This window comes from Nitrospira marina (genome assembly GCF_059568365.1).
Genome location: NZ_JCANTH010000001.1, coordinates 3,182,429 through 3,194,467 on the forward strand (window position 1 = coordinate 3,182,429; position 12,039 = coordinate 3,194,467).

General features: G+C 50.0%; 8 protein-coding genes and 1 pseudogene. All 9 read right to left on the reverse strand.

Annotation, left to right across the window (positions count from 1 at the left end; translation table 11 throughout):
• Positions 1–49 precede the first annotated feature (49 nt).
• Entirely contained in the window at positions 50–472 is a 423-nt protein-coding gene (rnk, locus tag LX98_RS13540) for a nucleoside diphosphate kinase regulator (protein ID WP_496429401.1), read from the reverse strand.
• Positions 473–624: 152 nt separating this feature from the next.
• Complete coding sequence (locus tag LX98_RS13545; RefSeq protein WP_496429402.1) at positions 625–3,006, reverse strand: phosphoketolase; 2,382 nt, start codon at positions 3,004–3,006, stop codon at positions 625–627.
• 145 nt (positions 3,007–3,151) lie between these two features.
• Positions 3,152–5,878 carry an HAD-IC family P-type ATPase gene (locus LX98_RS13550; protein WP_496429403.1) on the reverse strand — a complete coding sequence of 909 codons (2,727 nt, stop codon included), beginning with the start codon at positions 5,876–5,878 and terminating at the stop codon, positions 3,152–3,154.
• A 138-nt stretch (positions 5,879–6,016) separates the two neighbouring features.
• A complete protein-coding gene (locus LX98_RS13555) occupies positions 6,017–6,967 on the reverse strand; it encodes a universal stress protein (RefSeq protein ID WP_496429404.1) in 951 nt (316 codons plus the stop codon).
• Positions 6,968–7,004: 37 nt separating this feature from the next.
• Positions 7,005–7,292 (reverse strand): 4-alpha-glucanotransferase, encoded by a 288-nt coding sequence (locus LX98_RS13560; RefSeq protein ID WP_496430609.1) that lies wholly within the window; start codon positions 7,290–7,292, stop codon positions 7,005–7,007.
• A gap of 64 nt (positions 7,293–7,356) precedes the next feature.
• Positions 7,357–7,500, reverse strand: a pseudogene (locus tag LX98_RS13565) (4-alpha-glucanotransferase); the annotation flags it as partial.
• A 168-nt stretch (positions 7,501–7,668) separates the two neighbouring features.
• Positions 7,669–8,232 (reverse strand): response regulator, encoded by a 564-nt coding sequence (locus LX98_RS13570; RefSeq protein ID WP_496429405.1) that lies wholly within the window; start codon positions 8,230–8,232, stop codon positions 7,669–7,671.
• Between the two features lie 336 nt (positions 8,233–8,568).
• Positions 8,569–10,119 carry a SulP family inorganic anion transporter gene (locus LX98_RS13575; protein ID WP_496429406.1) on the reverse strand — a complete coding sequence of 517 codons (1,551 nt, stop codon included), beginning with the start codon at positions 10,117–10,119 and terminating at the stop codon, positions 8,569–8,571.
• A gap of 490 nt (positions 10,120–10,609) precedes the next feature.
• The gene (locus LX98_RS13580) at positions 10,610–11,083 is read right to left on the reverse strand and encodes a hypothetical protein (RefSeq protein WP_496429407.1); all 474 of its coding nucleotides are present in this window, start codon (positions 11,081–11,083) and stop codon (positions 10,610–10,612) included.
• Positions 11,084–12,039 lie beyond the last annotated feature (956 nt).

Genomic DNA, 12,039 nt, shown 5'->3' on the forward strand with positions numbered 1-12,039 from the left:
TTAACAGGTTTCCATGTGGTTCATGTGAATTAATAGACCACGGAGAAATTTACAGATGGAAATCTCCAGCAGCCTCAGGCTGATAGAGAATCTCTTCAATTTTAAGCTTTCTCGTCCCTATAGGGACCTGCCATTCAATACTGTCTCCGACCCTATACCCGAGAATGGCCGTTCCAACCGGGGCAAGAATAGAAATCTTTCCTGTCGCAGTATCCGCATCACGCGGAAAGACCAACGTGTACTCCAGCTCTTCCCCTTTGCTCATGTCTGATAGCCGGACGCTTGAGTTCATCGTGACGACATCAGCCGGAATATCCTTTGGGAGAACGATATGCGCCCGCTCCAATTCTTCCATTAAGCTTTCCAGATGAATGCTGGTACTTTTGCTACCTTTGAATGTTTGCCAGACTCCTAATAGTTCAGTGAGTCGATTCAGGTCGAATTCAGTAATATAAATGTCTCGGCGCTCCATCGCATGACTCCTTAAAAGATCAAGCAGGGTAAACGAAAAATCTAGGGCATTCACATGAGAGAAGATACCACCATAATCTGGGCGGTCGAATTATGGTAACGGAGCAGGCCCTACATCGACACACCCGTCGTCATCTCAATGGGGCGTGAAAACTAATACGGCCATTTCCAATCTTTAATTTCCGGCATATCGTCGCCGTACTTGGCGATGTACGTTTTATGATCGATCTTTTTATCGCGAATCGCCTGTTTGGCATAGGCCGCAAGATATCCCAGTTTCGGCACACGATCGATTACATCCGCCACCAGATGATACCGGTCAAGGTCGTTAAGAACAACCATATCAAACGGTGTGGTCGTCGTGCCTTCTTCTTTATAGCCTCGAACGTGAAGATTTTTATGATTCGTCCTCCGGTACGTCAAACGATGGATCAACCAGGGATATCCATGAAAAGCAAAGATGACGGGTTTATCCGTCGTAAAGAGCGTGTCGAACTCCTTGTCGGACAACCCGTGCGGATGCTCGCTCTGCGGTTGAAGCTTCATGAGGTTCACAATATTCACCACCCGAACCTTCAGATCGGGAACCTGCTTGCGAAGTAGGTCTACGGCAGCCAATGTTTCCAAAGTTGGAACATCACCGGCACAGGCCATGACCACATCGGGTTCTCCCCCTTTATCGTTACTGGCCCATTCCCAAATCCCGATACCGGCGGTACAATGCTTGATGGCTGCATCCATGTTAAGAAATTGCAGACCCGGTTGTTTTCCAGCCACAATAACATTGACACGATTTCGACTCCTGAGACATTTATCCGTCACGAATAGCAAGCTATTGGCATCAGGGGGGAGATAAATACGAATGACCTCGGCTTTTTTATTTGCGACGTGGTCGATAAATCCAGGATCCTGATGAGAAAACCCATTGTGATCCTGACGCCACACATGGGACGTCAGGAGATAGTTGAGGGAGGCGATGGGTCTTCGCCACGGGATCTCACTCCCCGTGACTTTCAGCCACTTGGCATGTTGATTGAACATCGAATCGATGATGTGAATAAACGCCTCGTAACACGAGAAAAACCCGTGTCGTCCCGTCAGTAAATATCCTTCCAACCAACCCTGGCAGGTATGTTCACTGAGTATTTCGAACACCCTCCCATCCAGGGTTAAGTGATCGTCTCCCGGAATGGTGTCGGCCACCCAGCGCCGCCCTGTTACCTCAAACAGCGCACTTAGCCGGTTTGAAGCGGTTTCATCAGGACCAAAGACCAAAAAATTCCGATTGTTCATGTTGTTTTTCATCACATCCCGGAGAAACGCGCCCAACACCCGCGTGGCTTCAGCCACGACCTTTCCGGGTTTAGGGACATCTACCGCGTAATTCTGAAAATCAGGGATCTTGAGATTTTTGAGTAGCAAGCCACCGTTACTATGAGGATTTGCCCCCATTCGCCGTTCGCCCTGCGGAGCCAGTTCCGCCAGTTCTGGAATGAGTCTACCGGTCCCGTCAAATAATTCCTCAGGTTTGTAGCTCTTCATCCACTTTTCAAGCAGTTGAATATGATCCTTCTTGGTTGCCATCTCAGAAAACGGAACCTGATGCGAACGCCAGAAATCCTCAGTCTTCTTCCCATCGACTTCTTTGGGACCCGTCCACCCCTTGGGGCTACGCAAGACAATCATCGGCCAACACGGCCGTGCAGTTTCCCCCTTTTCCCTGGCCCGATGCTGAATGGCATGAATCTCTTTCATCACCTCATCCAGCGTGTCCGCCATGACCTGATGCATGGCCTCCGGGTCATGCCCTTCCACGAAAAACGGCTTATAGCCGTAGCCGACCAATAAGCTGTTCAATTCGTCATGGCTGATTCGAGCCAACACCGTGGGGTTGGCGATTTTGTACCCATTGAGATGCAAAATGGGCAACACGGCGCCATCCAACTTCGGATTCAAAAATTTATTGGAATGCCAGGCCGTCGCCAGGGGACCGGTTTCGGCTTCGCCATCACCCACCACACAGGCCACAATCAGATCCGGATTATCAAATGCCGCGCCAAATGCATGCGACAGCGAATAGCCGAGCTCACCACCCTCATTGATGGATCCCGGGGTTTCGGGAGCCACGTGACTGGGAATCCCGCCGGGAAAAGAAAACTGTTTAAAGAGTTTTTTCATGCCTTCGGCATCCTGGGAGATGTTGGGATACACCTCGGTATAGGTCCCCTCTAAATACGTGTTGGCCACCAACCCCGGACCGCCATGTCCGGGACCGGCAATATAGATCATGTTGAGATCATGCTTCTTAATAACCCGATTCAGGTGGACATACAGAAAGTTTAATCCCGGAGTCGTCCCCCAATGCCCCAGGAGCCGCAATTTAATGTGGTCGAGCGTCAACGGCTTTTTGAGTAGAGGGTTATCATGAAGATAGATCTGCCCGACGGACAAATAATTCGCCGCACGCCAATAGGCATCCATGCGCTGAAGCTCGTCCCTGGTCACTGCTGATTTTTTTGACACACCGGTTTTCATTTTCTTTCCCTCCATTTCACCCTTTTATCAAAATCTGTCTTTTCCCTTTGTACGAATCACAGTTTATTGTGATGTCTCCTCTCCGGGTATTCCCAAATCTTTTCCGATGCCTACGCGAAAGCCATTCTGACTCACGACCCATTCGTCAAATGTTCAGGTCGGGAGTTCTGAGTTTCAGAATAATCCGAAACACATATTTTTCCAATTCGACCAGCAAATAAATCACCGCACCTATTCCAATAATTCGAAGCCAGGCAAGTCCATCAATGCCGGTAGTATGAAATAGCGTCTGCATCACTTCGGTATAGGTAAAGAGGCCTTGAATGCCTACCACCATTCCTATGGTCAGGGGCACATAGGGATTTCCAAACAATCCGTTGCGGGACAGAACCGAACCATAAAAAGACCGGGCATTTAATAAATAAAAGGCTTCAAAGACCACCAGCATGTTGACGGCTATCGTCCTCGCGGTCTCAATAGATGCCCCCTGGTCAGTCTCCCACAGGAACAGTCCAAACGTGCCGGCCACCGCTAAGGTGGATACAAAGCCGATTCGCCACAGCAGAAACCGTGACAAAATGGCATCCCCGGGGCTTCGAGGGGGGCGTCGCATGACATCCGATTCAGGAGGTTCGACGGTTAAAGACAAGGCCAATGTCACGGCGGTGATCATGTTGACCCACAGGATTTGTACCGGCGTAATCGGCAGCATGGTTCCTAGCAGAATGGCGGCCACAATCACTCCGGCTTCGGCGACATTGGTGGGGAGAATAAACAGAATGGACTTTTGAATATTGTCATAGACCCGACGGCCTTCCTCGACGGCATGGGCAATAGAGGCAAAATTATCATCGGCCAGCACCATCTCCGCCGCTTCCTTCGCCACTTCCGTTCCCTTCACTCCCATGGCCACTCCGACATCCGCCCGCTTGAGTGCCGGGGCGTCATTCACCCCATCGCCGGTCATAGCCACCACTTCCCCAGCGGCCTGGAGGGCTTGCACCAGCCGTAACTTATGTTCCGGGCTCGTCCGGGCAAAGATATCGATTTCCCGCACGACACTCTCCAATTGCTCATCGCTCAAGGTTTCCAATACCTGTCCCGAAATGGCCTGTTTTCCATCTCCGATATGCATCTGTAAGCCGATCGTTCTCGCCGTCACGAGATGGTCCCCGGTAATCATTTTGACGCGAATCCCGGCTTGTTGACATTGCCGGACCGCTTCAATGGCTTCAGCCCTGGGTGGGTCAACAATGCCGAAAAGCCCCAACATGGTCAGGCCCTGCTCCACATCTTGAAATCGTAACTCTCGATGTTCGTGATTGGTGGAAGCAAAGGCCACCGCCAGCACTCGCTGTCCACGACTCGCCATCTGCTCGATCCGATCATGCCACGACCGGCTATTCAATGGATGATCCTCCCCCAGACTCCGCTGAAACGCGCACATCTCTAATACCCGTTCAGGGGCACCCTTGATATACATAAATCCATGCCCGGCATGGTCATGATGTAACGTCGCCATAAACCGATGTTGAGATTCAAAGGGAATCACATCCGTCCGTGGCCACATCTCATATTCGAATCGAAAGTCCAATCCGGCTTTTCTCCCGAGGGTAACCAAGGCCCCCTCTGTCGGATCTCCGTTGATCTGCCAGACCCCCTCCACCTGGGTCAAATCCGTGTCGTTACACAACATTCCGGCTCGAGCAAGTTCCATCACCTCCGCGAGATCACCCAGCACAACCGGGTTGCCAAGCAGAGAAAATCCGCCATGAGGATCATACCCAACACCACTGACCTCCACGGTATATGCCGCAGTCGCCAGCGTTTGAACCGTCATTTCGTTTCGTGTCAGCGTGCCGGTTTTATCTGAACAAATGACGGTCACGGATCCTAAGGTCTCCACAGCCGGCAGCCGGCGAATAATCGCTTGGCGTCGTGCCATCGCTTGAACCCCGATGGCGAGCGTGATGGTCATAATGGCCGGAAGGCCTTCGGGAATGGCGGCAACGGCTAACCCCACGCTGGCCAGAAACATGTCACTGAACCCATACTCCCGGAAAAACACTCCGAAGAGGAACACACCAACCGCTCCGATGACGATGGCCAGGCTTAACCGGCTCCCGAATTCTCCAATCTTTCGGAGAAGTGGCGTGGTTAATGTCTGCACCTTGGCCAGCATGGCGCTGATCCGTCCAATTTCGGTGGCATCGCCGGTCCCGACCACCACCCCGGTTCCCGTTCCATAGGTCACCAGAGTTCCCGAATAGGCCATGCCCTTTCGATCACCAATGGATGCGGTTTCCGGGACAGGTTTCATGTGTTTCTCAACCGGGACGGACTCACCGGTCAAGGCGGCTTCTTCAATACGCAAATCCTTCACCTTCAGAAGACGCAAATCGGCCGGGACTTTATCCCCGGATTGGAGAAACACAATATCCCCAGGCACAAGGCTTTCCGCTGGAATGGGGCAACGGGTTCCATCACGAAGCCCGCAGGCTTGCACGGACAACATCCGGCGAATGGCATCCATCGCCCTTTCGGCTTTGCCTTCCTGAAGGAATCCAATGACGGCATTAATGACCACCACGCCGAGAATCACACCGGTATCCACCCAATGACCCAGCATGGCGGTCACGACACCCGCTCCCAGGAGAATATAAATTAAAATATTATGGAACTGGAAAAGAAACCGCTGCCAGGAGGATTGCTTTTTAGGCGGACGTAAACGATTGGGGCCATAGAGAACCAGACGTTGGGCAGCGACATCCTGCGTTAAGCCCCCAACCTGACTGGCTACTGCCTTAAGGACAGATTCACCATCCGAGGCATGCCAACATACGTCTGACCTTTTTCGATCGGAAACCGGCATCGTGCTCATTTCAATTGAAGGAAGGACAACACATGAGAAGCGGGTTCAAGATTCCCTGCCTCCCTGTGGGAACACCATGGTACGTGCGGCTATTAAATGGTGATGGTCTAGAATGTTGCCGGAAAATCGGATCACGCCTCAAACTTCTTTCTCAGATCTGCCAGGGCGGGTGAGCAAGACGGAACATGGAGCATAGCGAGCAATTTTTCTGACGACCCCTCCCAATGGGACCGGTTTGCCCCCTATGAATCCTTTTGATCCTACCATGATCAATTTTGTCTTCGAACGTTCTGCAATTTTGACAATTTCTTCAGCAGGATCTCCTTTGGTCAACGCTGTATCGACTTCCATGCCGAGCCCTTTGACTCTTTGGCCTATCTCTTCCAGATGGCTGGCACCTTCTTTTTGAGCATTCTCCAATACTTGTTCTGCTAATCGTTTAAATGCCGCTTTTCCTTTTCCCCAATACCAACCCTCCAGGTAAGCCGGTCTTCTCACCACATGCGTCACCGTCACCTTTGGAGGGGTCTTGCAGGTCAACAGCCTGAGCATATCCACAGTACTCAAAGCCACCGCAGACCCATCGGTGGCTAAAAGAATTTTGGCGGCGGATTTTCCCATCGTCACCTTACTGAGTTTGTCACGAACCAATAACACTGAACACAGGGCTTCCCTCATCACCCAATCACTGGTACTCCCTAGAAGAAACCGTTTCACATTGGAAAGGCCACGTGTCCCTAAGACGACCAGGTCAATTTGATAGTCCTCCACCGCCTGTAAAATTTCCGCTCCCGGAAGCCCTTCCATCACCAGGGACTTAATGGTCAGAGCCCGTTCATCAAGAATTTTCTTCTTCATGTGCTCAAGAAGACCCTTCGCTTCGGTGAAGAGTTTTCCTCTCGCCTCGGAAATGACCCGATCCCAACTGGAAGGTCCATCCGACGGTATCAGAGGAGACGCATGTTTCATCTCGATCACATGGATGAGATACATTTCTGATGCCTTTGGCCAATCTACCGATTTCACAAATCGAATGGCCTCCTGCGCATGTTCGGAAGGATCAACCGCCACTAAAATCTTCATCATCATCTTCCTTTCTCGCAAAAACTTTTATTTCTCAGGATTTCTAAGCCATAGATATTGGAAGCCGATCAAATAAACCTGTCAGATCACGGAGTCGGTTCCCACCATTCTCCGTCATCTCACCAGGATGAACCCGCCGTTCCCATTTCCCTTTGAGTGTGCCGGGGGGATTCATCCGGCATTCACTCCCCAATCCCAAAACCTCCTGAAGCGGAACCATGGCCTGTTGAGCAACAGAGCTCATGGCCAGTCGAATCATCAGAAGGTAATCCACACGGTCGGCTGGAAAGGGCGGAGGCAGCCCCGCATCGGATTCCAATACAATTTCCATCCTCCACAATTTTTTCCGGGCTAATGAGTAGGGAGTTTCCCGCAAATGCGGAAAAGCACATGTAGGGGGAATTGCCATACCCGGTCGGTTTCAGTGGAAACATCTGCCCCCAACGCTGTCCTGGGGCCTTCAGAAAATCGACAAACTGATAGGCCGTGGGTCCTAAATCCCCAATGCCCCATCTCTCCAGGAGGGACGTGGGATGCAATAAAATTCAACTTCCTTTTGTCAGACTCACCATAACCCCGAGCTGAATGCGCTGAACAACTATTCAATTGACGGGTTAAGGCCAAAATGATGTTTTCCTGATTCTTGATAATACCTGCAAAATATTCTTGAATATTTGTTCATTCACCTTGAATTAACTTTGGGTCTTTCAGGTTGATTTTTTGGGGGTTTTCTTTGGCTTCTGAGGTCCGCCTTTAGCTTTAGCTCTCTGTTTGCTTTCCCCTAATGACGACGGCAAGGTCTTCTTGAAAATTTGCCGCTCGGCTTCAAACCAATCTTCCAGGTCCTTCCCTTTCGTCCGCCCCCGTGCCTCATACAATTGAAATGCGCGTTTGGCAATGATTGAGTGTAATGCCATTTTTATCGCTGACTCCACCTGATCAAGGTTCAGCGCTCCGCCATCGCCTTGAAATCCTCCAATCACCTGGTCCACGCCAAGCTGGGACGCCTGTGACATTAAAGAACGCACCGAAGTTCCAGCCAGCGCCACAACTCCTCCGTGATATTTTTGGGCACGCAGCTCCTTTAGCACGTCTATCCCGTTCGGTTCCGCCACATACATATCCAACACGACCACTAAGGGGGATTTTTCCTTTACCAGGGGAATGACATCCTGTCTATGAGGAGGAACACAGACTTCATACCCCTTCTCAGAGAGAAAAGCGGAAATTTTTCCTCGAAATTCCTCGTGAAATGTCACAATCATAATCATTTAAATATAACCTCCCTCTCAAAATTCCAGGGAACTACTCTGCCACTCTTCCGTAATAGAAAATACAAATTCTATACCATTTCCATTTCGTAAATACATCAGTCAACATTCCCTGCAACTCAAACAGCACCGTGGTTGCCTGTACAAAATCAAAGAAAGAAACATTCCATATAGAGGCAAATTGCCCCATATCCGAATAGTGCGGAACCTCTTTTAGCGGAATTACTCCACACAATTTTCATTCCTGGAAATTCTTGGCAGGCTCGTACTCTCCGGCTCTATTAACCACCAAGACTCCAACCAAACAAAATGGAATTTTTTGGCTGGCAAGGGAACCTATGTATCGATCGTCTGCTTCTCAAGCATCTTTGACTCCAACTTTTCCCAATCAACGGACACTGTTCCAGCTTGGGTTTCATGAAAATTCTTCCAGGAACTCAGCAAATTCAGGCAGGCATGATCAATACACCGTAGATCATCAAAATCGAGATGAACGTCTTTCTTTAACGGAACGTCGTCCAAGGCATTGGCAAATTTGGGGAGATTCACGAACGTGGCCGTTCCTGAGAATTTAATGGAAATCGGTTGGTGATTGGTCCCCCGGTCAACCGAAACCGTCAGGGTATTGGTTGAATGAATTAACTTTGCAAGTGCCACACCAAGCCCTGCAAGCACTCCAATTAAGAGGTTGGTGGTCACAATAGTCACCACAGTCACCACATACACGACGACTTCTCCCCGGCCAAATTTGGAAAGTGTCCGAATAGCCTGGACATTGATAAGGGTATAGCCGGTGTACACGAGGAGAGCGGCCAAACTTGCGATGGGAACCAACTCGAGTATTTCAGGAAACAGTCCAACAAACATAAGTAACCAGGCACCGTGGAGCACGGCTGAGGCACGCGTTCGGCCACCACTCTGAAGATTGGCTTTACTTCGAACAATCACTCCCGTCATGGGTAGAGCCCCAAGGAATCCACATAAAAGATTGCCAATGCCCTGGGCAGACATTTCACGGTTGTATCGGGTTCGCGGTCCCGAATGCATCTGGTCGACCGCGGTAGCGCATAAGAGGGTTTCCGCACTGGCAATAAAGGCAATGGCGATGGCCATGGACAAGATGGAAGGATCGAGAAGGGAGGCAAGATCCTCGATCTTTAGAAAATGGATCGAGCTCCCGAGGCTGTCCCGGAATTCAATATATTCAATGGAGAGATTTTGCATGTACGCTTCTCCACTCGCGACTAATACACCCACCAGCGGAGCAGGAATAAATTGAAACTTTTTGGGCACCAGGAATTGCCAAAGTATAATGACGGCGATCGTGAGGATTCCAATGCGGGCCGACACCCAATGACTCGAGTCAACTCCCTCCTGAGGGATTAACCCTTTCCTCATGGCTTCGGGAATGGTCAAAATATTCTCAAGCCCGCTTCCTTTTGGCGTGTCCCCAATCATCACGTGAAATTGGCTTGCCAGGATGAGCACGCCGATTCCCGCTAACATTCCCTGAATCACCGCAGGGGAGACGGCTCGGAACCATTGACCTAACTGGAGAAAACCCGCCAGGATTTGGACTCCTCCGGCCACCAGAACCACTATCCCCAGTTTGCCTAGGCCAAAACGCTGAATCACATCGAAGACTATCACGGTCAAACCGGCAGCCGGGCCGCTGACCTGAAGCGGACAACCGGCAAAGAGTCCGACAACCAGGCCTCCGACAATACCGGTGATAATCCCCTTCACCGGAGGGGCACCCGATGCAATGGCAATCCCCATACACAATGGCAATGCCACCAGAAACACCACAACGGACGCGAGAAAATCGCGTTGCACGTCTTTCCACGTCACCGTGAAAAGCTCTTTCCACTGCAGTTTCTTAATCACAATTCATCCCACATGTCTAATTCGAGGAAGCGTTCCCTCATCTAGGCATCCTTGACACCTTTGACCTCTTAGGGAAAAACAAACTTTTCTTGATGCGGATCGCACAGACACGCCTCTTCTGTTGCGATCGAATAGATCCATCCATGGAGGTTGGGCTCCCCCATGAGCAACCGCTTAGCGACGGCAGGAGGTCTTCAAATGCTTAAGCTGAACCAATACATTTTCTTTGCCATCGCGACAAATTTCCTCGATTGGACGTGTTTTTAGAACGATCATCTAGAGATAGAGCAAAAAATTTCCCGCCGCTCCCATTTCCGCGGCTATGGTCATCTTGAACAAATAATGGTGGTATCCAAAGTATGTTTCTGGCACGACCAGGGGCCGCCGACTGGTCAGTGCCAATACAACTTTCTGCGAACGCAGGGAGGAGTAGGACAAAAAACGAACTCAGAGGATCCTGATATAAAGGATACTTGAAAAACACCTCACCTCATGTGCCATGCTTCTGAGAGGCATTCCCTTCCTTATCTAAATCTTCGGTGGGGACCTCACCGTTTTTTTCCAATGCCAGAAGACGTTGTCCTTCCGAACGATGCATGGCGGCCATTTCTCGCAGCTCTTTGGCCGACTTCCATCTCGACGAGGCGATCAGCATCCACCCCGTCCTGGTAAAGCCCTTGGGATCCATATGAGGCTTTTTGGCAAGGCTTATGGCTCGCTGTTCCAATTTCACCGCCTCACTTTGAAGGTCATCGGCCTGTTGATCATAGAGCTGCGCCATCTCTAATAAATCGGCACCTGTCCAGGGTTTCTCTTCTGCTATTTCAGAAGCTTGCTCTGCAGACGCCATCGCATAACTCACCGGGCCCAACATACTAGTGAGACTTGGTCCTCCCTTCTGGCTGAGGCTCATTATGCCCATCCCACCCAACACTCCTATCAACACATATGCCAATGCACGCATAAATATCCCTCCTTGCGTCCCGAGAAGTAGTCAATAAAGCAATTCTCTCCCTTCAATGTCCTCCCTTTCCCACGAAACCCGCATCGTTACCCTCTCAATGACCCTACTACTAACCCTATAAAAAGATACCTTCCAGTACAGCTGTGAAAAACCCTTGATACCTGTCCATATGTTCCTCGCGGATGTCCTGCTCCCTCCCACACAAGAGGATCCCTTTCTCTAGTCGATCTCTATGATCGGAGTAGGATTATGGCGGTGACCAGGCAATCTGGCCGTTCTAATGAAAGAGGGTCAGGACAGGACTTCCATCCCTTTGCCGTGTTTGGGTCTTTGATGGAGTCCCTTATTTGAGCAAACCCCAAAACCCTTCTCAAAATTTTTGGTTCTGCCAATGCAACCAAAGTGAAGATCTTTCAGTTTTTCTATTAGTTTCGCTCACTTGATTGGTGTTTCCTTACGTGCTTTTCAGGTTCGGTACCATTATGAAAATTTCTTTTATATTGAGCTTTTGACGTCAGGCATCACCTTCCGATCCCAAAACCGATGCCCCATTTGGCTACAAAAAAATTTGTACGGACGTGGCAAATATCTACAGGGCTTTTGGTGGAATATGAAATATGGAAAGCTTGAAAAGGAAGCCTTAAGAGTGGATTCTGAAAAACATTATTCCACGTGATTCTCATGAATTGTTGTATCTGGTCAGGTTTTGGCTATCGGCATGAATGTATCGAAGATTTCCTCGTTGAAAGTGGTACAAACTCTCAAGCGGGGTTTGCGATTCTGAAACGCCGTCACGTGGTGGGGCGCGAGATCTCCAAATCAAAACCCGGTTTAGTCTGTTAAAACTTCGTTCCGATCACCACGTCATCACCGGAATGAATAATCTGATGACGATACCGGTTCAAGGCGGGTAGTCAGGCGGGATTTGAGAAAGTGAATCCATCTGCAGGCTTGAT

Coding starts and splice junctions, on each gene's coding strand:
- LX98_RS13570 (WP_496429405.1), bottom strand. CDS start 8,232: ATGATTATGATTGTGACATTTCACGAGGAATTTCGAGGAAAAATTTCC.
- LX98_RS13545 (WP_496429402.1), bottom strand. CDS start 3,006: ATGAAAACCGGTGTGTCAAAAAAATCAGCAGTGACCAGGGACGAGCTT.
- LX98_RS13550 (WP_496429403.1), bottom strand. CDS start 5,878: ATGCCGGTTTCCGATCGAAAAAGGTCAGACGTATGTTGGCATGCCTCG.
- rnk (WP_496429401.1), bottom strand. CDS start 472: ATGGAGCGCCGAGACATTTATATTACTGAATTCGACCTGAATCGACTC.
- LX98_RS13560 (WP_496430609.1), bottom strand. CDS start 7,292: ATGGAAATTGTATTGGAATCCGATGCGGGGCTGCCTCCGCCCTTTCCA.
- LX98_RS13580 (WP_496429407.1), bottom strand. CDS start 11,083: ATGCGTGCATTGGCATATGTGTTGATAGGAGTGTTGGGTGGGATGGGC.
- LX98_RS13555 (WP_496429404.1), bottom strand. CDS start 6,967: ATGATGATGAAGATTTTAGTGGCGGTTGATCCTTCCGAACATGCGCAG.